Annotated in this window: 18 protein-coding genes and 2 tRNA genes; 10 read left to right on the forward strand and 10 right to left on the reverse strand. The window is 59.3% G+C overall.

The features are described 5' to 3' along the window. Positions 1 to 28 precede the first annotated feature (28 nt). The 4 genes from ACVWZG_RS07940 to ACVWZG_RS07955 all read left to right on the forward strand — a co-directional run bounded on the left by ACVWZG_RS07940 (position 29) and on the right by ACVWZG_RS07955 (position 5,214). On the forward strand, positions 29 to 1,192 hold the full coding sequence (locus tag ACVWZG_RS07940) for a GuaB3 family IMP dehydrogenase-related protein (RefSeq protein ID WP_457405868.1): 1,164 nt from the start codon (positions 29 to 31) through the stop codon (positions 1,190 to 1,192). A gap of 41 nt (positions 1,193 to 1,233) precedes the next feature. Beyond that, positions 1,234 to 1,305, forward strand: a tRNA-Val gene (locus tag ACVWZG_RS07945). 299 nt (positions 1,306 to 1,604) lie between these two features. Beyond that, the gene (locus ACVWZG_RS07950) at positions 1,605 to 3,185 is read left to right on the forward strand and encodes an iron uptake porin (protein WP_457405870.1); all 1,581 of its coding nucleotides are present in this window, start codon (positions 1,605 to 1,607) and stop codon (positions 3,183 to 3,185) included. Positions 3,186 to 3,630: 445 nt separating this feature from the next. After that, entirely contained in the window at positions 3,631 to 5,214 is a 1,584-nt protein-coding gene (locus ACVWZG_RS07955) for an iron uptake porin (RefSeq protein WP_457405872.1), read from the forward strand. A 132-nt stretch (positions 5,215 to 5,346) separates the two neighbouring features. On the opposite strand, the gene ACVWZG_RS07960 is transcribed toward ACVWZG_RS07955, so the two are convergent. From ACVWZG_RS07960 to ACVWZG_RS07970, 3 genes are all read right to left on the reverse strand, one after another. Then, the gene (locus ACVWZG_RS07960; RefSeq protein WP_457405873.1) at positions 5,347 to 6,186 is read right to left on the reverse strand and encodes a DUF6671 family protein; all 840 of its coding nucleotides are present in this window, start codon (positions 6,184 to 6,186) and stop codon (positions 5,347 to 5,349) included. 69 nt (positions 6,187 to 6,255) lie between these two features. Next, positions 6,256 to 7,962 (reverse strand): SulP family inorganic anion transporter, encoded by a 1,707-nt coding sequence (locus ACVWZG_RS07965; RefSeq protein ID WP_457405876.1) that lies wholly within the window; start codon positions 7,960 to 7,962, stop codon positions 6,256 to 6,258. Between the two features lie 134 nt (positions 7,963 to 8,096). Further along, positions 8,097 to 8,330: a hypothetical protein gene (locus ACVWZG_RS07970; RefSeq protein WP_457405930.1), complete on the reverse strand. Its 234-nt coding sequence runs from the start codon at positions 8,328 to 8,330 to the stop codon at positions 8,097 to 8,099. Positions 8,331 to 8,521: 191 nt separating this feature from the next. Here ACVWZG_RS07970 and gyrA point away from each other — a divergent pair, with 191 nt between their 5' ends. The 4 genes from gyrA to psb28 all read left to right on the forward strand — a co-directional run bounded on the left by gyrA (position 8,522) and on the right by psb28 (position 13,192). Next, a complete protein-coding gene (gene gyrA, locus ACVWZG_RS07975; protein WP_457405877.1) occupies positions 8,522 to 11,050 on the forward strand; it encodes a DNA gyrase subunit A in 2,529 nt (842 codons plus the stop codon). Positions 11,051 to 11,236: 186 nt separating this feature from the next. Then, positions 11,237 to 11,608: a DUF760 domain-containing protein gene (locus ACVWZG_RS07980; protein ID WP_414330541.1), complete on the forward strand. Its 372-nt coding sequence runs from the start codon at positions 11,237 to 11,239 to the stop codon at positions 11,606 to 11,608. A 38-nt stretch (positions 11,609 to 11,646) separates the two neighbouring features. After that, the gene (locus ACVWZG_RS07985) at positions 11,647 to 12,846 is read left to right on the forward strand and encodes a glycerate kinase family protein (protein WP_457405879.1); all 1,200 of its coding nucleotides are present in this window, start codon (positions 11,647 to 11,649) and stop codon (positions 12,844 to 12,846) included. Between the two features lie 31 nt (positions 12,847 to 12,877). Further along, a complete protein-coding gene (gene psb28 / locus ACVWZG_RS07990) occupies positions 12,878 to 13,192 on the forward strand; it encodes a photosystem II reaction center protein Psb28 (protein ID WP_011433213.1) in 315 nt (104 codons plus the stop codon). Between the two features lie 17 nt (positions 13,193 to 13,209). On the opposite strand, the gene gatA is transcribed toward psb28, so the two are convergent. The 7 genes from gatA to ACVWZG_RS08025 form a co-directional block, all read right to left on the reverse strand. Then, on the reverse strand, positions 13,210 to 14,742 hold the full coding sequence (gene gatA, locus ACVWZG_RS07995) for an Asp-tRNA(Asn)/Glu-tRNA(Gln) amidotransferase subunit GatA (RefSeq protein WP_457405882.1): 1,533 nt from the start codon (positions 14,740 to 14,742) through the stop codon (positions 13,210 to 13,212). A 166-nt stretch (positions 14,743 to 14,908) separates the two neighbouring features. Further along, entirely contained in the window at positions 14,909 to 15,184 is a 276-nt protein-coding gene (locus ACVWZG_RS08000; protein WP_011433211.1) for a hypothetical protein, read from the reverse strand. Between the two features lie 108 nt (positions 15,185 to 15,292). Beyond that, a complete protein-coding gene (locus tag ACVWZG_RS08005) occupies positions 15,293 to 15,610 on the reverse strand; it encodes a hypothetical protein (protein WP_457405884.1) in 318 nt (105 codons plus the stop codon). A gap of 71 nt (positions 15,611 to 15,681) precedes the next feature. Beyond that, positions 15,682 to 15,754: transfer RNA gene (locus ACVWZG_RS08010), tRNA-Ala, on the reverse strand. Further along, a complete protein-coding gene (locus ACVWZG_RS08015; protein ID WP_457405886.1) occupies positions 15,745 to 16,383 on the reverse strand; it encodes a Uma2 family endonuclease in 639 nt (212 codons plus the stop codon). The genes ACVWZG_RS08010 and ACVWZG_RS08015 overlap by 10 nt, the downstream gene beginning before the upstream one ends. Before the next feature lie 113 nt (positions 16,384 to 16,496). Continuing rightward, a complete protein-coding gene (locus ACVWZG_RS08020; RefSeq protein ID WP_414342508.1) occupies positions 16,497 to 16,814 on the reverse strand; it encodes a hypothetical protein in 318 nt (105 codons plus the stop codon). 173 nt (positions 16,815 to 16,987) lie between these two features. Next, entirely contained in the window at positions 16,988 to 17,287 is a 300-nt protein-coding gene (locus ACVWZG_RS08025) for a ferredoxin (RefSeq protein WP_011433206.1), read from the reverse strand. A 568-nt stretch (positions 17,288 to 17,855) separates the two neighbouring features. Here ACVWZG_RS08025 and ACVWZG_RS08030 point away from each other — a divergent pair. Next, a complete protein-coding gene (locus tag ACVWZG_RS08030; RefSeq protein WP_457405888.1) occupies positions 17,856 to 20,099 on the forward strand; it encodes a hypothetical protein in 2,244 nt (747 codons plus the stop codon). Positions 20,100 to 20,354: 255 nt separating this feature from the next. After that, positions 20,355 to 22,442, forward strand: coding sequence for a hypothetical protein (locus tag ACVWZG_RS08035; RefSeq protein ID WP_457405890.1), 2,088 nt, complete (start codon positions 20,355 to 20,357; stop codon positions 22,440 to 22,442). Positions 22,443 to 22,600 lie beyond the last annotated feature (158 nt).

Consider the following 22,600-nt stretch of genomic DNA (forward strand, 5'->3'; position numbering starts at 1 on the left):
AACAAGGGATCCGCAGAACAGGGGAAAAATGGACGTGCAACTGGGCCGCAATCGGCAGGCAAGACGCGCTTACGGGCTGGATGAAATCGCGCTGGCCCCAGGCAGACGAACGCTGGATCCCAGCCTGGTGGATACCCACTTCACCCTGGGAGGGATCCAACGGCAAATCCCCATCATCGCCAGCGCCATGGATGGCGTGGTGGATGTGCGAATGGCCATTTTGCTCTCGGAGCTGGGAGCTTTCGGGGTGTTGAACCTGGATGGCATCCAAACCCGCTACGCCGATCCCGATGAGGTGTTGGATCAGATTGCGTCGGTGGGCAAAGACGAGTTTGTGCCCCTAATGCAGCGCCTCTACAGCGAGCCGGTGAAGCCAGAGCTAATCCAAGAACGCATCCGCCAGATCAAAGCTGCTGGCGCCATTGCCGCCGCTAGCTGCGTGCCCGCCCACGCCGCCCAATACGGCCCCCTGGTGGCGGAAGCCGGGGGGGATCTGTTTTTCGTCCAGGCCACGGTGGTTTCGGTGCACCACAAGGTTCCCGAAGGCATGGAACTGCTGGATCTGGCCCGATTTTGCCGGTCGATGCCCATTCCTGTTGTGGTGGGCAACTGCGTTACCTACGATGTCGCTCTGGAGCTGATGCAGGCCGGAGCTGCCGGTGTCCTGGTGGGGATCGGCCCGGGGGCTGCCTGTACCTCCCGCGGCGTGTTGGGGGTGGGAGTGCCGCAGGCTACGGCCATCGCCGACTGTGCCGCTGCACGGGAGCAGTTTTTGGCGGAAACCGGCGCCTACGTTCCCATCATTGCAGATGGCGGATTGGTGACCGGCGGCGATATTTGCAAGGCCATCGCTTGTGGAGCCGATGCAGTGATGATCGGATCCCCCTTGGCCCGCGCCCATGAAGCCCCCGGTCGCGGCTTTCATTGGGGCATGGCTACCCCCAGCCCCATCTTGCCCCGCGGCACCCGCATCCGCGTGGGATCCACCGGCACCCTAGAAGAAATCTTGCGCGGCCCCGCCCGCCTGGACGACGGCACCCACAACCTCTGGGGTGCTCTGCGCACTAGCATGGCCACCCTGGGGGCTGCCAATCTTCGAGAAATGCAGCAGGTGGAGATCTGCATTGCCCCCTCCCTCCTGACCGAGGGCAAGGTGTACCAGAAGGCGCAGAGCTTGGGTATGGGGAAATAGTCCTTTGGGAATGCTAAACTCGGTGGACTGGGATCCCTCGGGGGCGGTTAGCTCAGCGGTAGAGCGCCTGCCTTACAAGCAGGATGTCACTGGTTCGAGTCCGGTACCGCCCATCCCCACCGGAGCTTGCAGCTTGAGAGCTCTGTCTCAGTTTGAGATACACCCGCTAGCCAGAGCCGGATCCCTGAGGTAGAGTAGTGGATATCGAGCCTCGATCATCTACCGCAGTTGGGTCTCGCATTGAGTCTCGCGCAGAAAGTGTGTAAAGTGGTAGACGATGTGGACTTCGGCTGTATCATGTCTTCCCAGAGTCCGCGATTGCCAGGCTCGTTGTTGAGGTAGGCAGTTTGTCGCTTCTATGAGGACATCCCTACAGCCAAAAAGGTGTGAGGAAAAGAACAAGGAGAGAAACATGCCCGCGAAACACGCGAACTACTGGAAAACGCTGCTGGCCGGCACTCTGGGTGCAGCAGCGATCCTGACCCCTGGAGTGGCTTATGCCCAAGCTACCGGGCCGGTCACCTCCATCTCTGAGCTTTCGGATGTGCGGCCCACCGACTGGGCCTTCCAAGCCCTGCAATCCTTGGTGGAGCGCTACGGCTGTATTGCCGGCTACCCTGACCGCACCTTCCGCGGCAACCGGGCTATGACTCGCTTTGAGTTTGCCGCCGGTATGAACGCCTGCTTGGATCGCATCAATGAGTTGATTGCAGCCGGTTTGGCCGACAAAGTCTCCAAGGAAGACTTGGCCACTCTGCAGCGCTTGCAAGAGGAATTTGCTGCTGAGCTGGCAGCCCTGCGCGGGCGGGTGGATGCGGCAGAGGCTGATATTAACGATCTGAAAGGGAAGATCTTCAACCCAGTTACCAAGCTTAACGCCCAGGTGATCACCGCAATTCTCGGCAGCGCCCTTACAGAAGACCGGGTCGTGCGAGGGAGAGTGGTAGCCGAGCAGAATCAGGCGAACATGACTCTTCCCTATCGGGTACGCTTGAACTTCGATGCTTCTTTTGTGGGTCGCGATCGCCTGCGCATTCGTCTCCAAGCTCGCGATGCGGTAACCACCTTCTTTGAGGGTGACCCAGGCGTTGGCTTCCAAGGAGGCGCGGGCGGTACCTTTACTCTTGCCCAGCTGGTTTATCAATTCCCTGCTTTCGACCGCGCTGCTACCATCTACACGGGCATTACGGGCACGGGAGTGTCGAGCGTTCTGCAGTACAGCACGCCCTTTGATGCCCTGTCGGACTTTGCCGATGCTCCCAACTCTACGGCAGATGTGCCCAGCGGAACCCTATTTGGTTTTCGCTACCGTTTGAGCGACCAGTTTCGTTTAGCCTACGCCTACAGCACCAGAAGAGGTCAAGCTCTGGGGAGAGGCTTTGGCGATAGTGGCTTAACAGGTGATGATAGCGCTCACACCGTCGAGCTGGGCTTCTTGCCGACAAAGGGTCTGGAGTTCTACCTCCAATTTGCTTCCACCTACCTGCAGCAGGCGAACGACGGCCCCACCTTCCTGGCCACGGGTAAAAGTCTCTTCCGCGGGCCGGTAAGAAGAACGCAGGTCAATGTCTCTGCGCGGGTAAACGCCTTTACAGTCGCAGCCAACTGGGAAATCAGCCCTCGCATTACCTTGTCTGGCTGGTTTACGGCTGGCAATGTGGATTACAACCTGCCCAATGTGGTACCGGCTGGTACTGTTGATCCGGGAGAGGAAGACTTTAATGGTTTCCTCTTTGGCTTTGTTTTCCCTGACCTCTTTGTGGAGGGTGCCAAAGGCGGGATTGTATTTGGGCAGCCAATCGTGACCACAGACAACGACGGAGTGTGGGATACTCGCCCCTTCGTTGTGGACGTCTACTACAGCTTCCCGGTCAACGAGTACATTACTCTAACGCCTGCTGCCTACTTTGTGAGCAACCCCAATGGCGGCAGACCCGGAGACAACGACCCAACCATTGGGGTGGGGGCTTTGCGAGCTGTGTTTACTTTCTAGTTCTTAAAATCCCTGCGCTGACATCCAAGTTGCTAAGTAGGGATCCACTGGGTTGGATCCCTTCATTGAATAAGAATAATCAACTCCTCTGTGGGGATAAGGATGCTGGCATTGAAGAGCTTGAGGTTGAGCTTAAGACGAGGCCATGGGCTACAAAAAGCGCACTGCGTGAGATCTGCCCAGGTCTTTGCCACAGGCTCGGTGTAGGTGTGAGAATGGCGGGAACAGATACCCATGTCTTGGCCACAGATGTGGGGACACCGCATTAACTGTAGGGCAGGCCGGACAGCAAGAGGATGTGGACTTCGGCTGTATCATAATCTCCACATCATGTCTTCACCGAAGTCCGCAGTTGCCAGACTTGTTCTTGAGTTAGGCAATTGGTTACCTCTAGAAGACATCCCTACAGCCAAAAAGGTGTGAGGAAAAGAACAAGGAGAGAAACATGCCCGCGAAACACGCGAACTACTGGAAAACGCTGCTGGCCGGCACTCTGGGTGCAGCAGCGATCCTGACCCCTGGAGTGGCTTATGCCCAAGCTACCGGGCCGGTCACCTCCATCTCTGAGCTTTCGGATGTGCAGCCCACCGACTGGGCCTTCCAAGCCCTGCAATCCTTGGTGGAGCGCTACGGTTGTATTGCCGGCTACCCTGACCGCACCTTCCGCGGCAACCGGGCTATGACTCGCTTTGAGTTTGCCGCCGGTATGAACGCCTGCTTGGATCGCATCAATGAGTTGATTGCAGCCGGTTTGGCCGACAAAGTCTCCAAGGAAGACTTGGCCACTCTGCAGCGCTTGCAAGAGGAATTTGCTGCTGAGCTGGCAGCCCTGCGCGGGCGGGTGGATGCCCTGGAAGCCGATGTTACTGATTTGAAAGGGAAGGTCTTCAACCCGGTTACCAAGTTGAATGCCCAAGTCATCGCCGCTGTTGTAGGCAGCGCTCTCACGGAAGACAGAGTTGTTGATGGGAAGGTAGTAGCAGAGCAAAACCAAGCCAACATGACTCTTCCCTATCGGGTACGCTTGAACTTCGATGCTTCTTTTGTGGGTCGCGATCGCCTGCGCATTCGTCTCCAAGCTCGCGATGCTGTGACTGAGTTCTTTGATGGGGATCCCGGCCTTGAGTTTGGCGGCCGTGGCGGCGGCACTTTCACCCTGGCCAAGCTGATCTACCAATTCCCAGCTTTCAACCGAGCAGCTACCATCTACACGGGTATCGTTGGCTCAGGTGTGTTCGATGTATTCAACTACAGCACACCCTTCGAAGCTCTCTCCGACTTCGCCGACGCTCCCAACTCCACGGCGGATGTGCCAGGTGGAGCTCTGTTTGGCTTCCGCTACCGCCTCTCCGATCAACTGCGCTTGGCCTACAGCTACAGCACCAGGAACGCTCAAGCTTTGGGCAAGGGCTTCGGCGACAGCGGTATAACCGGTAGCGATAGCGCCCACGCGGTGGAGCTGGGCTTCCTGCCGAACGAAAACCTGGAGATCTACCTGCAGTTTGCCAGTACCTATCTGCAGAAGGCAAACGATGGCCCTGAGTTCTTGGCCAACGGTACAGCTCTTTTCCGTGGCCCTCTGCGGAGGACGATGGTAGATGTTTCTGCCCGTGTCAATGCTTTCTCGGTGGCAGCCAACTGGGAGCTTAGCCCTCGAATTACCGTATCCGGCTGGTTTACTGCTGGCAATGTGGATTACAACTTGCCCAACGTGGTACCGGCTGGCACCATTGATCCGGGTGATGAAGATTTCAACGGGTTCCTGTTTGGCTTTGCTTTCCCGGATCTCTTCATTGAGGGTGCTCAGGGCGGTGTGGTGTTTGGCCAACCGATTGTCAGCACCGAGGAGGGAGTTTTTGACAGCCGTCCTTTCATCGTGGATGTTTACTACAGCTTCCCGGTGAACGAGTACCTCACCCTTACCCCGGCAGCCTACTTTGTGAGCAATCCCAATGGTGGGCCTAGCAAGTCTGGGGATACCGATCCAACCATCGGCGTGGGTGTCTTGCGGGCTGTGTTTGCTTTCTAGTTCCCAGAGTCCTTACGCTGACATTCAAGTCGTTCAGTTAAGTAGGGATCCACTGCAGTGGATCCCTATTTTCTTACATCAGCCCCTCTGGGGGGATGAAAGCCTGGGCTTGACGTCAAGCTTGGGACAAAGCTAGGGATTACAAAAGGCACACTGAGCGGGATCCGCCCAGGGCTCTGCCACAGGCTCGGTGTGGGTGTGGGAACAGCGAGCACAGCCATATACCCAAGCCTTGGCCACGGGGGTGGGGGCGCCACATTGGCCGCAGGGCAGTCCAGAGACCGAGCGGATCCGCCAGTAGCCGGGAGTGCCGCAGGCCGGGCACAGGCTTTGGGCTTTGGCGATTAGGTTTTGGGTGGCGGCTGCGATGACTTGGAGCCGGGTTGGGTTGTACAGGGCCCGCATGTCGGTTTCCAGATGCAGGCCACCCTGCCGAGCCAGCAGCTCCCCCACCACCTGCTTCAGGGTTGCTTCGTCTTGGATTCCTTTGTGGATAACCTGGGGCTTTTCTGGCTGGTCGAGGGCGATCAGGGCGTGCTGGGGAAAACCCGCCCTTTGGGCAAAGTCCAGCGCTTCTGCCCAGCTCTGCACCCAGCGATGGCTGAAATTGGTTTGGGTGCTCTCTGCATAGCCGACCAGCTCCAAGGGCTCCGCGCCGGGTTCAAAAACCCTGAGCATGACCCACTCCTGATTCCAAGGGATCCAAGGGATCTGGGGGTGGGGGCCAAAGGATCCCTCGCTGGCCAAGCCCAGAGCTTCAGGATAATCCTGCAAAGCCCTTGCAATCTTCAGGCGCAGAGTGTGGATGGGATCCCCCGGTCGGGGCCGCTCCCGCGAGAAGGTGCCCAGTTGGTCGGTGTCAAAAGTTGCTACTTGGACTTGGATCCCCAAATGTTCGGCCAAGAGAGGGCCGATGACCTGCTCTTTGCGATGCATGGTTGCCAAGTAGGCGACCCGACCCTTCCATTGCATAGACTCAGACTTAACCTAGATCTGGCAAACGGATCCCGCAGCTTTGTGGCTCAGGCCAATTGGGGTTACTCAAACCAGGGGACTGGCCTCGAGCGGCAAGCCCAACTGGGCAACAGCCTCGGCCAAGGCCACCTCACGGCTGTCCACAAACCGCTCTGGGGACAGTGGCAGATGCAGGCTTTCTAGGCGCTGCCGGATCCGGCCCTTGGCCCCAACAATCCACACCTGTTTGCCCCGATCCAGGGCCTCGCGGATGGCATTTTCCAAGGATAGCGTCGCCGAAACTCCCAGCATCGGCACATCTGATAGATCCACCACCAGCGCTTGGCAGGAGGCCACCGCCTGATGTTGGCGGGAAATGGCTTGGGAAACCCCGAAGATCATCGGCCCGCTCAGGTAAAACAGCAACACCTGCCCGCATCCCTGGCGCAGCAATTCCCTCTCACGGGGAGTGAGATCCACCGCATCATCGGCATCGGTAATGGCTTTCACCTCTTCGGAGTGGATCTCGCTGAGGCGTTGGATAGTGAGCAAGTTGGCCACAAACACCCCCACCCCCACGGCAGCGATGAGATCCACAAACACCGTCATGAACATCACCCCGTACATGATGGCTGCCCCTTTGAGGGAAAGGCGGTGGGCCCGCTTGAGGAAGCTCCAGTCGAGGATATCCACCCCCACCTTAAAGGCGATCCCTGCCAGCACCGCCATTGGGATCCCTTGCGTGAGGGGAGCGGCAAACAGCACCACCATCAGCAGGATTAACGCTCGGGTAATGCCGGCTAGAGGGGTACGTCCGCCCGACTGGATGTTCACCACTGTGCCCATGGTTGCCCCTGCTCCCGGCAGCCCTCCCATGAAGCCGGACACCAAGTTAGCGATCCCCTGCCCGATCAGCTCTTGGTCGGAGTCGTGGCGGGTGCGGGTGAGGTTATCGGCAATGACTGCCGTTAAGAGGGTATCGATGCAGCCCAGCATCCCCAGCACCACCCCATCCAGCACCAAGTTGGCCAGGGAAGCAAAGGGCAACTGCGGCCACTGCAACTGCGGCAAACCGGTGGGGATGGGGCCAATGCGCCGCAAATCCCAATCGGCCATGAACAAGCTGGCCACCAGCGTTCCCAACACCAAAGCCACCAACTGCGGCGGCACCACCCGTCGCCAGGGCTTGGGATAGCCAAAAAGGATGGCAAGCGTCAGCAGCCCCAGCCCCAGCTCTGGCATCTTGAGGTTGAGCAGGTAGGTCGGCAGGTTCTGCACCGCCCCAATCACTCCCCCCTGGCTGGCGTGGCCCAAAAGCGGCGGGATCTGCAGCAAAATCATGATCCAGCCGATCCCGGACATAAAGCCGGAAATAACGCTGTAGGGCATGAGGGTGATGTATTTACCCAGTTTCAGGGATCCAAACAGGATCTGAAATAAGCCCCCCAGCATCACCACGGTGAAGGCCGGCCCCAGCCCCTGCTCCGGATAGCGGGCTGTAACATTAGCAACCACCGCCGTCATCATCACAGTCATCGGCCCAGTGGGTTCGGAGATAAGCGTGGGCGTACCCCCAAACAGAGCCGCAAAAAAGCCCACGCATACTGCTCCGTACAAGCCCGCCACCGGCCCTGCCCCCGAAGCCACCCCAAAGGCCAAGGCCATCGGCAAGGAAACAATCGCTGTCGTCAGCCCGCCGAAGAGATCCCCGCGCCAGTTGTCTAGGCTCAGACGTCGGTGCCAATCCAGAAATCTCTTGCCGCCGGACTGTTGTTCTTTCGCTTGGCTCAGCATGCCCCAAAGCCCTCGACGCTATGGGCAGCCTATCATTGAACGTTACTATAGAGATCACGCTAGATGATAGGTTTTCTTCTATGATTTCCCTCAGGGATCCCTATCTGGATCCCACTCAGAGTGAGGCATGGGGCTCAAGCTGGCAGAGTGGTGTGAAAGTGGGAGTAATCCACATAGCGATGCCCGTTGCTGTCCAGGTGGAGAATATCGGCAAATCGGTGGCCCCAGAGAATCTCATCGGCCAAGTAGGAGTGGCGAGCATAGATGGTTTGGGAAAAGGTATCGTCGATGCCGGTCAAGGTGACGATCAGCTTCGCTTGGCCCACCTGTAAATCTCGATCCATGAGGCTGTAGAGAGGGCCGCCGATGAACCACCGAGCCTCTCCTACTGGAAGTCAGCCAGCCCTCACAAAGGGCGAATGGTAGACTGGGAATACAAAAGCTTTCTGCTCAATTCAATCACCTTCAGTCTGCCACGGCCAAGGTTGGCTTCTCGATAAACTTCCATGAACCCACTGCGCCAAGGCCGACTGGGATCCCTTACGGATAACCCAACCCCATGAGCGACAACGAATCGACGGCGCGCATCATCTCCACCGACCTGCAGCGGGAGATGTCGCGGTCCTACCTGGAATACGCCATGAGCGTCATTGTCGGGAGGGCTTTGCCGGATGCGCGGGATGGCCTGAAGCCGGTGCACCGCCGCATTCTTTACGCCATGCACGAGTTGGGCCTGACGGCGGATCGCCCCTTTCGCAAGTGTGCCCGCGTCGTGGGGGATGTAATTGGGAAATACCATCCCCACGGGGATCAGGCGGTTTACGATGCGCTGGTGCGCATGGCTCAAGATTTCTCCATGCGGGAGCGGCTGGTGGATGGGCACGGCAACTTCGGCTCTGTGGACAACGACCCGCCGGCGGCCATGCGCTACACCGAGTGTCGGCTGACCGCCTTTGCCCAAGAAGCCCTGCTCCAAGATATTGACGCCAACACCGTCGATTTTGTGGGCAACTACGACGGATCCCAGCAAGAGCCGCTGGTGCTGCCGGCGCGGATCCCGCAATTGCTCTTAAACGGCTCTTCCGGCATCGCCGTGGGCATGGCCACCAACATCCCGCCTCACAACTTGAGCGAATTGGTGGACGGCCTGATCGCCCTCATCCACAACCCCAACCTGACCAGCCTGGAGTTGATGCAGTGGATCCCGGCCCCTGACTTCCCCACCGGGGCGCTGATCATGGGCCAAGAGGGTATCCGCGAAGCCTACACCACCGGGCGCGGCTCCATCACCCTGCGGGGGGTGGCCAGGGTGGAGACGATCGAGCAGCGGGGCCGACCGGTTCGGGACGCCATCATTATCACCGAACTGCCCTACCAGACCAACAAGGCAGCCATGATCGAGAAGATCGCCGAGCTGGTCAACGAGAAAAAACTGGAAGGCATTGCCGACATCCGCGACGAGAGCGACCGCAGCGGCATGCGGGTGGTGATCGAGCTAAAGCGGGATGCCCAGCCGCAGGTGGTGCTCAACAACCTCTACAAGCAAACCCCCCTGCAGGCCAACTTCGGGGTCAACATGCTGGCCATCCTCAACGGCGAGCCGCGCACCCTGACCCTGCGGGACGCGCTGCAGGCTTTTCTGGATTTTCGGGAAGAGGTGATCGAGCGGCGCACCCGCTACGAGCTGCAAAAAGCCGAAGAGCGGGATCACCTGCTGCAGGGCTATCTCTTGGCTTTGGGGCAGTTGGATCGGGTGATTGCCCTCATTCGGGGAGCCGCCGATACCGCCACAGCCCGAGAGGAATTGCAGGCGGTGTTGGGCCTGAGTGAAGCCCAAGCCGACGGGATCCTGCAGATGCAGCTGCGCCGCCTCACCGCCCTGGAAGCGGAAAAAATCCAGGCCGAGCACGAAGACTTGGTGAGGCAAATTGCCGACCTGCGGGATATTCTGGCCCGCCGAGAACGGGTGATGCAGATCATCAGCGAAGAGCTGCAGCAGCTCAAAGCCCGCTTTGCCAGCCCGCGCCGTTCCCGCCTCTGTTTGGAGGATGGGGAGCTGGGAACGGATGATCTGATCGAAAATCGGGAGACGGTTATCTTTCTAACCGAGCAGGGCTATATCAAGCGCATGGGCCTTGAGGAGTTCCAGGTGCAGGGGCGAGCCACCCGCGGCAAAGCCGGCGCCCGCATCAAAGAAGACGATGCCATCGAACAGTTTTTTGCCTGCCGCAGCCACGACACCATCCTCTTTTTCACCAATCGAGGCGTAGTCTACACCCTGCCCGCCCACCAGATCCCCCAGGGGAGCCGCGCCGCCCGCGGCAGTGCCATCGTTCAGTTGCTGCCGATCACCCGGGAAGAGCGGGTTACGTCCATGGTGCCGGTGAGCCAGTTCAGCGACGACGAATATCTGGTGATGCTCACCCGCGGCGGCTACATCAAAAAAACGGCCCTCAGCGCCTTTGCCAATGTACGCTCCAACGGCCTGATTGCCATCTCTCTGGAAGAAAACGACGAACTGCGCTGGGTGCGCCGCGCCCGCTCCAGCGATGATGTGGTCATGGCGACCCGCCAAGGCATGTCCATTCGCTTCCCGGCGGATGACGAGCAACTGCGCCCTCTGGGACGGGCCACCCGGGGCGTGCGGGCCATTACCCTCAACGCCGGCGATGACATCGTCAGCATGGATATTATCTCTGCCGAATCGGTGATGGCTGCCGAGCGAGAGGGGGAGAAGCTGGCTAACCCTTGGGTGCTGGTGATCACCAAAGAAGGGCGGGGCAAGCGCTCGGCCATCGACCATTTCCGCCAGCAAAACCGAGGTGGCAAGGGGGTGATCGCCACCAAGTTCCGCCAGGCGTCGGACGAGCTGGCGGCCCTGCGCATCGTCAATGCCGAAGACGAGATCCTGTTGGTAACCGCCAGGGGCATTGTCATGCGCCAGTTGGCCAAGGCCATTCCCACCCAGTCCCGCGAGGCGACCGGGGTGCTGGTGCAGCGCCTGGATCCGGAAGACAGCATTGTGGGAGTTACAGTGGTACCCGCTGCCTTGGTTGCCGAGGAGGAGACCTCAGAAGCCAGCGCTTGATCCCCGGCCGTTACTTAGGTACGGCATTTGCCGCCGCAGAGGGGTGGGATCCCGTACCGGAGAGGGTGAGGATGGGGTGTTACCTTTGGGATAGCCCAAATTCCGGGAACGGCAAAGGCCTGTGGGATCAGGCCGAGCAGCCCAGTTGGGATGGCATCTGCTGTGTTTGTGGAGCTTGGTTACTCCATGGCGAGCCCGTTGAACTTCATCCCTGGTTTTGAGGCATTGCAAACTCCGAGCCCCGACAACCGGCTCTGGCAATACTTGCAATCTCAGGATCCCAGCGTCTTTCAGGATATTGCCCGCAATTCTTCCCCAGAAGTGCTGGAGATCTTGGGCCACAACATCCGCAGCTTGGTGGGGAGCTTGCCCTCCGATCAATTCGGGGTTCAGATCATCACCAACCGCGAGAGCTTGGCCAAAATGCTCTCCGGCGCGATGATGGGCGGCTATTTCCTGCGGGTCATGGAGCAGCGCCTAGCCCTGGAGCAATCTTTGGGCAGTGCCTCCCAGCCTGCCAGCGCGGATCAGCCTTCGCCAGCAGAGGAGGAGGGCTAGGCTTGCAATCCACCTTTTAGCGCCGCCGAGGAGGTTCCATGCTGGATGCGGGTTTCCAGGCAAAGGGATCCCAGTTCAGCAGCCCACCGCGGCGGATTTTGGTTTGCCCGGATAGTTTTAAGGGATCCCTAACAGCCACGGCGGCGGCAGAGAGCATGGCCCGCGGGATCCAACAGGTGCTGCCGGAAGTCGAGGTGGAGCGGCTCCCCTTGGCGGATGGGGGAGAGGGCACCCTAGAGGTATTGCTGCCGACGCTGGGGGGAGAGAAAAAGGGTCTGTGGGTCACCGGCCCCCTGGGGGATCCCGTCTGGGCGGAGTACGGGGTGGCAGGAGAGCTGGCCCTGTTGGAGCTGGCCCAGGTGGCTGGCCTGACCTTGGTGCCACCGGAGCGGCGGGATCCCACCCGCACCACCACCTACGGCCTGGGGGAGCTGCTGCGGGCTGTTTGCCGCGATCCCATCGCTGAGATCTGGATAGGACTGGGGGGATCCGCCACCGTGGATGGAGGGGCGGGCATGGCGCAGGCCTTAGGCTATCGCCTGTTGAACGAGGCCGGGGATCCCATCGGCTGGGGTGGGGCGGAGCTGGCCCGGCTGGCGCGCATCGAGCCCCCCGAACAGCCTGTTTGGCAGGGGAAACGGGTCCGCGGCCTCTGCGATGTGCAAAACCCCCTCACTGGCCCGTTGGGAGCCGCCGCCGTCTTTGCGCCCCAGAAAGGGGCTACCCCTTCCCAGGTGCAGCAGTTGGAGCAAGCCTTGGCCCATTGGGCAACGGTGGTGGAGCGAGACCTGGGCCGGGCAGTGGCCGGGATCCCGGGGGCCGGAGCCGCAGGCGGCTTAGGAGCAGGTCTGGTGGCTTTTTTGGAGGCCACTCTGGAGTCCGGGATCCAGCTCTTGGCGCGGCAATTGGCCCTGCCGGAGCGCATCCGCCGCTGCCATCTGGTCGTCACCGGAGAGGGCTGCCTCGACGAACAAAGCACGATGGGAAAGGTGGTGGGGGCCGTGCTGGAGCAGGCTATCCAAGCCCAAAAACCCCTGCTCATCCTCTGTGGCCAGGTGACTCCGGCAGCGCGCGCTGGGTTGGCAGCCCAGCCTCTTCCCCTTCGGGTTGGCGCCCTGTGCGACCGGATCCCCGATGTGGCAGAAGCCCAACGGCAGGCCGGCCATCACCTGGAGCAGATGACGGCCCAGGAGCTGAGAGATTTTCTGGAGCAGGATGCGGGGATTGGCCGGTTATAATGGCTTAAATCATCGTGTTTCGTAGGACATCATGGCCAGTATCGAGTTCTCCCCCGGCATCCAAGAGGTGCCCACCCAGGTGCGAGTGCTGAAATCCAAGACCGGCAACCGGGGATCCGCGATTTTCCGCTTCGAGGATCTAAAATCCGATACGCAAAACATCCTCGGCATGCGGATGATCGATGAGGAAGGGGAGCTGACCACCCGCAACATCAGGGCCAAGTTCCTGAACGGGGAATTCAAAGCCCTGGAAGTGACCTACGACATGGAAACCGAGGCAGAGTGGGATCGCTTCCTGCGCTTTATGGAACGCTTTTCAGCGGCCAACCAGATGGGCATGGCCTAGTTGCCGCCCTTCCCGCCTCAGCTTTTGGATTTTTTGCTCCTTTTGCCGGATCTGCGCTTGGCTTGAGGTTGGCCGGGATCGGATCCCTGGCCTTCTTCAACTGAGGGCTGCCCCAGCGGCGGCCGTCGCTTGTGCCAGTCGGTGCTTTGCTCATAGGCATAGGCCACCCGCAGCACCTTGCTCTCCTGTAGGGCATTGCCCACAATTTGCAGGCCAATGGGCAGGCCATCGGCAAACCCGCAGGGCAGGCTCAGCCCCGGCAAACCCGCCAGGTTCACCGGGATCGTCATCAGGTCGCAGAGGTACATGCTGAGGGGATCCTCCCGCTCGCCGATCTTGAACGCCGGGGTGGGGGTGGTGGGGCTGACCAGCACATCCACCTTCTCGAAAGCCTTGAGGAAGTCCTGCTTGATGAGGGTGCGCACCTTCTGAGCCTTGAGGTAGTAGGCGTCGTAGTACCCCGAGGAGAGGGCATAGGTGCCGATCATGATGCGCCGCTTCACTTCCGGCCCAAAGCCATGGGCGCGGGTCTTGCCATACATCGACAGCAGCGAGTCGGCAGGTTCCCGCAGGCCGTATTTCACCCCGTCGTAGCGGGCCAAATTGGCAGAGGCTTCCGAAGGGGCAATGATGTAATAGGTGGCAAGGCCGTAGCGAAAACTGGGGCAGTCGATCTCCAGGATCTCGGCCCCCAGTTCCTGCAGATGTTGAATGGCCGCTTGCACGGCAGCGCGGGTCTCCTCGCCGCATCCTTCCCCCAGCAAGTCGCGGATCACCCCGATTTTGAACCCCTTGATGTCCGGGATCAGAGCCTGGCTATAGTCCGGGATATCCACCTTCAGGCTGGTGGAGTCCATCGGGTCATGGCCGGCGATCCCCTGCAGCAGCAAGGCCACATCCTCCACCGTGCGCCCAAACGGCCCCACCTGATCCAAAGACGAGGCAAAAGCCACCAGCCCGTAGCGAGACACCAGCCCGTAGGTGGGCTTGAGGCCCACCACCCCACAAAAAGCTGCCGGTTGGCGGATGGATCCCCCCGTATCTGAGCCCAGGGCCACCACCGCTTGGTCGGCAGCCACCGCCGCCGCCGATCCCCCAGAGGATCCCCCTGGCACCCGCGTCAGATCCCAGGGATTGGCCGTGCGCTGAAAGGCGGAGTTTTCCGTGGAGCTGCCCATGGCAAACTCGTCCAGGTTGGTCTTGCCCACCGTCACCATTCCCGCAGCCGCCAGCCGCGCCGTCACCGTTGATTCATAGGGGGGAATGAACCCCTCCAGCATCCGGGAAGCGCAGGTGGTGCGGATCCCTTGGGTGCAGAGGTTGTCTTTCACGGCAAGCGGGATCCCGGACAAAGGGCCGATCGCCTCCCCGGCCCGAATGCGGGCGTCCACCGCCCTGGCCTGTTGCAGAGCCAGTTCCTCGGTCACAGTAATAAAGCTCTTGAGCTGCGGCTCCAGTTGGGCCAGGCGCTCCAGGTACTCGCGGGCGATCTCTTCGGCAGAGCGCTCTTTGGTTACCAACTGCCTGTGGAGGGCACGGATGACAGACATAGGCAAACTCGTGGGGAAGGGCAAATGCCAGTGAGGCCAGACAAAGTTCCTCTAGATTAATCTAGGTGGGATCCCTTCCTACCCAAAATCCCGCCAATTTTCCCTCTCCCTGAGAGAGAGGGGCTGGGGGTGAGGGCGTCGGCAATGCAGAGCGCTTGGGCCCAAGCTACCGCCGTTCCAAAAAATCGCGGCGCAGATCCCGAATCTCCTGCCGCATCTCCCGCATCTCTTGGGCCATCTCGTCGGTGCGCCGTTCCAGGGCTTCCGTGCGCCGTTCAATGGCTCGGGTGCGCTCGTCAAAGCGATCCAGCGCCTCCCGGAAAAACTGTGCCAGCATCGCCTGCCCTTCCCGCAGCTCTTGGATCAAAACCTGCTGGTTTTGCTGGGCAGCTTGCAACTCCTGGACGGCCCGAATCAGCCACTGCTCTTGCTCAGGTGTCATGGTTACCAAGGCGCTACAGAACAAGGAAATCCTACCACCCTAAATCTCCTCCTGGGAGTAAGGATCCGGGGATGGTTACATTAGCAACGCGGAGCGCTTGGGCCCAAGCTACCGCCGTTCCAAAAAGTCGCGGCGTAGATCCCGAATCTCTTGCCGCATCTCCCGCATCTCTTGGGCCATCTCGTCGGTGCGCCGTTCCAGGGCTTCCGTGCGTCGTTCGATAGCCCGGGTGCGCTCGTCAAAGCGAGCCATCGACTCGCGAAAGAACTGCGCCAGCATCGCCTGCCCCTCGCGCAGCTCTTGAATGAGAAGCTGCTGGTTTTGTTGGACAAGACGCAGCTCCTGCTGGGCAGCTTGCAATTCTCTTTGGGAAGCTTGCAGCTCCTGGATGGCGCGAATCAGCCACTCCTCTTGCTCAGGTGTCATGGTTAGCGGGCGTTCAAGAATGGAAAAATCCTAACACTCTGAGCCTCTCCTCTCCCCTTGCAGGAAATGGATGGAGAGTAGGGAACTCGAATCCCTGACCTCTGCGGTGCGATCGCAGCGCTCTACCAACTGAGCTAACTCCCCGTAGCTTTACCAGAATAACCCGAATCCGCAGCCAAGATCTCCCCCGCCTGCAACTCCAGCTTGGGAAAGACCTTTGAGGATACCGGATCGGATCCCTTCAGCTCCAGCACATCGTACCAGCCTTCATGAAGCAGCAGCAGGCTCACCTTCTCCTCCAAGGGATCCACAACCCAATACTCGCCGATCCCCAAAACGCAATACTCTGCTTGCTTGGCCCGGTAGTCTGCTGCCCGGCTCAACTCACTCACCACCTCCACCACCAGCAGCAGCGGCGGCTCCTCCGGGCGGATCAACGCCTCCCGGGATCCCATCTCCTGCCACTGTTCCAAAGGCAGCACCACCACATCCGGGATCCGCACCGTAGCCCACCGATTGCCCCGCGGAGACTGGATCCCCAAGCCTCCCTGTATCGTTGTCCAGGGCAACTGCTGCCGTGCAATCTCTGCCTCAAAAACTTGGCTGAGAAACTTTTGAATTTGCACATGCCGTCCGGTTGGAAGAGCCATGGGCACCAACTCCCCTGCCACCAGCTCATAGCGGGTATCACTGCCATCCGAATAAGCAAGGTATTCGGCCAACCTCAGGCGAGCTGTTGAGGGTGCAGAAACGGATCCCATTGCCCAAGCCATACACCGTCTCGGCCAAAAGTTTCTCTGTTGCCATGCTAGCCCTGTATCTCACACAACCCCTCTCTTCCCCTGGGAGCGGGGCTGTGAGCGCTTGGGCCACGGTTGGATGGAAGCTAACGCCGTTCCAGAAAATCGCGGCGCAGATCCCGAATCTCTTGCCGCATCTCTCTCATCTCCTCCGCCATTTGGTCGGTGCGCCGTTCCAGAGCTTCCGTGCGCCGTTCAATAGCCCGGGTGCGCTCGTCAAACCGATCCATTGACTCGCGAAAGAACTGCGCCAGCATTGCCTGTCCCTCCCGCAGCTCTTGAATGAGGAGCTGCTGGTTTTGTTGGACAAGGCGCAGCTCCTGCTGGGCAGCCTGCAATTCTCTCTGGGAGGCTTGTAGCTCCTGGATGGCTTGAATCAGCCACTGCTCTTGCTCAGGGGTCATGGTTGCTGAAGCACTACAGAATAAGGAAATCCTACCACTGCCAATTCTCCTCTCCCTCTGGGTGAGGGCCTCAGCAGCGCGGAGCGCTCGAACACCCCCTTGGGCCACCCAAAACAAAAACCCCTCTCTCTTTGGAAGAGGGGCTGGGGTTGAGGACGGAAATTCAAGCTCGATCAGTAAAGGGCTTCTTCTTGGTGGGTGATGATGGTGCAGTCGGAAGTAGGGTAAGCCACACAGGTCAGCACATAGCCCTGCTCGATCTGATCATCATCCAGGAAGGACTGATCGCTTTGATCCACCGTGCCGCTCACCAGCTTGCCGGCACAGGTCGAACAGGCACCGGCGCGGCAGGAATAGGGCAGCTCGATCCCTTGCTCTTCCGCCACGTCCAAAATGTACTCGTCATCCGGCACATCGATGGTGACGTTTAAGCCTTGCTCCTCGTTGATCAGAGTGACCTTATAGGTAGCCATCCTGGTTGGGTCTCCAGAAAAAACATCCACTCCTCATCCTGCCACCCTTCTGCCCCAGATCAAGCACCCTTTTGTGAGGAAATAGGCAAATCTTCCGGTTTTTTGCAGGTGGATCCGGGAAAGCTTGCCGGGTAAGGGTTCTGGCTGCTCAAGAGGGCTGTTAGCCCGCAGCGTCTGCATGAAGGGTGAACCTCGGCTCCGATGGCAGAACTGCCGCAGATCCCACCGGTCATTCTTCCGCAATCCTCTCTGTTCAACTTGGACTTGGCAGGGATCCCTGTAGCTCCTGGGTTGCACCTGGAAAAAAAATGGCAAGACTTGCCAAGTTGGGCGGATCTGACTGTATGATTTACGGAGTAACCAGAGCAACCGCTGACACAGGCGTGTGTGCGTCTCCCATCCGAGTATCAAGCCCTTAGCCTTCTCAGTTGCTTCGGGTTGGTTGATCGGGTAAGTTAAGGGAAGTGTTCAGCCGAACCCTACTTTTTTGGTTAAGAGGAGAAAAATGAACGGAAAAACGCATAAGTGGCTGTTGAAGTCACTTGGTTCTCTAACCTTGGCGTCTGCCGTGGTGCTTCTGCCCGTGATCTTGACAGGCTGTGGCGGAGACAGTGCCAGCTCTGTGGTGCCTGTGCCTCCTCCACCTCCTCCACCTCCGCCGCCGGCTCCAACTCCGACTCCAGCTCCTACCCCAACTCCCACTCCAGCCCCAGCAGGCAGGGTGGTTGTTACGCCCGAGAGCGATATCAGTCGCATCATTGCCACTTCTGACCGGACGCAGCCTTTGACCATCGTTCTGCAGCCGGGTGTCTATCGCCAGAACATTGTGATTAACCGCAGCAACGTGACGGTACGTGGCGCTACGGGTCTGGTGGGCGACGCGGTTGTGGTTGGTGCGGAAACGGGCGCTCCGGTACAGGTGACCAGCAATGCCGCTGGCGTTGTCCTGGAGAACTTCAGCATTCTCAACACCCGCTCCCTGGCGGCCATCGAGTACGGTATCAATGCCGAGGACGCCACTGAAGTTACCGTTACCGGCGTAGACATCGTTCTCTTCCCCACAGTAACCACTCCAGCAGTAACCACTCCAGCTTCCCGTGGGGTAGCCATTGGCTTTGGCTCGTCGGCTGCTGGCATTACTTCCAAGAACCTGACCGTTACCCGCTCCAACTTGTTTGTGGCAGGCGGCGCCGGCTCTGCCGGGATTCGTATTGCCGGCGACAACGCGGGCATCAACCTCAGTGTTAGCACCAACAACATCTTCCTGGGCTACACGGCTGCTCCTGATGGGGTCAGAACCCAGTTGATTAACTTTGTGCCCCAGGACGTGGGTGCGGGCTCGGCTGGCATCTTTATCGAGCCTGCAGTGACCGGGCTGAGCTTGGTAACCTTTGCCGGCAACGCCATCACCCCCAGAACTGCGACGGCCAACGTCTATGCCATCCGCGACGAGCGGGGTAGTGGGCTGAATGCCGCGGAGCGCCGTGCCATTGTTGCGGCGAGCACCGGCTTTGTATTTAACAGCAACACCAGCAACATTTACCTCTCCATTACCCGCGCCATTGCTGAGGCAGCAGGTCCTAACCAGACAGTAACGGCTGGTCCTGGATCCTTTGTGGCTGAGGGCGAGATTGTTCTGCCTGCCGACAGGCCCGGCTTGACCTTGAACTCCATTGACGGCACGAGCACGGTGGATTCGGTCAAGATCCTGGCCGCCGATGCCACGCTGGGCGGAACGGAGGGCAATGGATTCCGGATCACCGGCATTTCCAGAGATCCGATCACCGGCATTCCCAGAGATCCGGACGCTGCTGGGCCGGCTGCACCTTACCAAGTAGCCATTGGCGAGTGTGACCTAGCCAACCTCACCACCCGCAACGTAAAAGTCTCCTTCAACGACTTCACGCGGCCCACTCAGTCAGATGCCTACGTCTCTGTGCAAGTCTGCGACTTCTCGCAGGCGGAGGTTTACAAGAACCTGTTGCGCGGCTTCACAGTTGCCGGCGTGCATGTGGTGTCGGCTGAGCCCAACACGGTAACCATTCGCGAGAACCGCTTTGAGCCTTCCATCGGCAGCCCGACCTTCATTGCGGCCATTGTGGATCGGCAGACTCAGGCACCGGGAACTCTGGCTCCTTTTGCCACAGCTTCGGTGACGGGCAACACCTTCAACCTGCCGCCGCAGGGCACTCTGGCTGTCTACGCTCGTCCCAACGTTGACCTCACGCCAACCGCGGCGGGGGCCCTGGGTGGGGAGGGCACCATTCTCAAGGCCTTCTTCAACAACACCATCACGCCCACGCCCTTTCCTGGCATTGCCATGTGCGGTCGCCAAGAAGGCTTGGCGGGAGCCCCGGGCAACCTTCTGAACTTCTTGGATACAGCTCCTTTCACCTCTACTGTCTTTGGCGGGGTGTCGGATGCCCTCTGCTTGGCAGTGGGCTTCGGCCCAGGGACCGGTCTGCAGTTCCAGCCCGGCGGTGCGCCACCGGCAACGCCTACTCCCACGCCTACGCCTACGCCTGCCGGTGTGACGATCACTATCCCAGGCCTGCCTGCTGGCGCGACGGTGACGGTGACGGGGCCAGGCGGTGCTCCGGTCATCACCACTTCCACCTCCGTATCTGGAAATGTGGCTACCTTCCCAGGGCCATTTACCATCCCCTTTGCTGGCCAGATTCGGGTGACTCCCGCCATTTCTTCACCTGGGCCGATTACGGTTGGCGGTACTACCATTAGCGCCTTTGACAACAGCACCAACCCCGGCAGCACCACCTACTTCAACTTCGGGCTTGCCATTTCGGTGAACTAGCCTTTGGCTAGCTTTGCGACAGCGGCCTGCTTCTATTGGGCTGACTGAAAAGTTGCTTGGTGGTGGCAGGTCGCTTTTTCCATCTCGCTTGGCTTGCGCATCTCTTCGTTCGATTGGTTTCCCTGTTGTACTTTTTGGCTTCTGCATGGGTATACTACTAGCAGCTAGGCCTTTGTGGGTTTCCCTGTAGTGAGTTGAGCTGCGCTTGCCAAGGCTTCGACCGGTTGTAGAGCCTTTCTTCTTGGAGATTTGACGATGTCTAACCGTAACCTCAAGCACAGCTTGCGTTCCACGCTGGCCTCCTTGGCCCTGGCTTCTTCTCTAACCGGGGTGGTAGCCGCTTGCTCTGCCGACACGCCTACCGTTACGCAGGTTCCTTCCACCATCTCGGCTCAAGTTCCCGAAACCGCTGCTCCCGTTGCCGAGGGCCTCTCCTTCTACTACGACGGGGTGAAAACCTCGGTTAGCAGCAAGGATGCGGCAGTGCTTTTTGCCGCCTGCACCCTCAACACCAACGACTCCGGGAAGATTGTTAACTTTGTCAATAACACGCTCAAGGTGGGGCCGATTACGCCTGCCGACGTGACGGGGTTGGGCGATCTGCTCAAGCCCTCTGTTTCCGACTTTACTGCCGACGGGGTGGTGGACTGCAAGGATGCGGCGGTTTTGTTTGCGGCAATTTCAACAGGTCTTCCGCCGACGGCCAGTAAGATCAATCCCTTCCTTGCCAACACCCTGAAGCTCAGCGGTGTCAGCGTCACGCAGCCGAACTTAGATACCTTCTTCAGCGGGCCCACTCCCACGCCGACTCCAACCCCGACGCCGACGCCCACGCCGACGCCCAAAACATTCCTGGTCACCCCTGACGATTTGAAGCTGCCGAGCGGCTCCAGCCAAAGCGTGACGGTGTCGTTGCCCAGTGCGCCACCAGGGAATGTGACGGTAACGGTGACGCCTTCTAGCGGCATTAAAGCTACCCCAGCGACCCTGGCTTTTGCTCCCACTGTTTTCAGCGGCACGGTGACGGTGGAGAGCACGGCGACCCCAGGCACGACTGGCACCGTCAAGTTCTCTGCTCCGGGCTATGCGGATGGAGTGGTCAATGTTACGGTTGGCCAATCGACCAACCTTGTGGTGAATCCTGCCAGCCTGAGCATTCCTGTCAATGGGGCAGCGCTGTTTACGGTCAAGCTGGCCAAGGCCCCGACAGCGCCGGAGACGGTAACGGTGACGACTTCTACGCCTGACCTGACCACCACTCCGGCTTCCCTGACCTTTACGCCGACCAACTTCAACTTCAACCAGACGGTTTTGGTGAGCGCTGAACTGGGGGCCGTTCCAGGAGCGCAATCGGTTCTCTTGGATGCGGGGTCGTTGGGTCAGTTCAACCTGCCGGTAACCATTACCCCCTTCTCGAAGACGACTTTCTTCATCAATCCTACGACTGGGAACGACGCCTCCCCGGGCACAGCGGCCCAGCCTTGGAAGACTGTTGAGAACGCTTTGGACATTAACCAAGCTCCAGGTTTGAAAGTGGCGCAGGCGGCCAACACGGGCAATGACGTGGTGGTTACTATTGTGGGTGGAACCAATGTTAAAGAGGTTGTTAATGCTAACATTAACACACCGACTTTGTCGGCCGGCTCGGTAACGGTGCTGCAAGCTCCATTCCCGAAGACGTTTAAGTTGGATCTGGCGACTAATAATAAAACACTGACCCTGAACAAGGGCTACAAGCTGCAGGATATCCAAATTGACTTCAACCTCAATGGTGCTGGAACGGCAGTAACAATCACTAATCCAACGGCGGGGCTAGCCAGTGTGGATGTCACGTGTGCTGCGATTGGGGGAGGCTTTGCTGTTACCTGCGTGGAGGTTAAGGGAGCTGGCTCCCATATCCTTAAGGATGTGAGGGTTGATGTGACGGATGCCAATGCGGGTAACGTTGGCATTCTGAATAATGATACCAGTATCAACCTCACCATTGTCGGTGGCAGAGTTCGGCCTACCGGTAATGCCAAACCTATCATTTTGATCGATTCCAAGGGGGTTCTGACTGTTAAGGGCTTGACGGTGGATATGACTCACAACGGCCACGCGCAAGCCAGTAAAGGTATCAATCTCCAGGCTCCCACATCCTCGGTTACCGGCTCCACCATCAATGTGAGTAATGGTGGCACAGGTATCAAGGTCCAAAATACGGCGAGCAAATCCACTGTTGAAGGTAACACCTTTACTGGCGCCGGTGCCGGAGTTGGAGTTAACGGTGACAGTAACCTCTTCTCTAGTGCTCTTCCCAATAACACCTTTTCGGGATTCTTTACAAACAAAGTTCTTCCGTAACTGGCGCTGGAAGCTGTTTCCCCCCCTGCCCCCCAGGGGGGCTTTTTTGTAGGCCCCGGTGCTCTGCATTGCCGACACAACCACCCCTTGCCCCTTTCCGGGAAGTCGGGCTGCAACGGCGGGAGAGGAATTGTGGTAGGCTAGCACCAGCTTGCAGG

It is taken from the genome of Thermostichus sp. OS-CIW-33 (assembly GCF_054059615.1).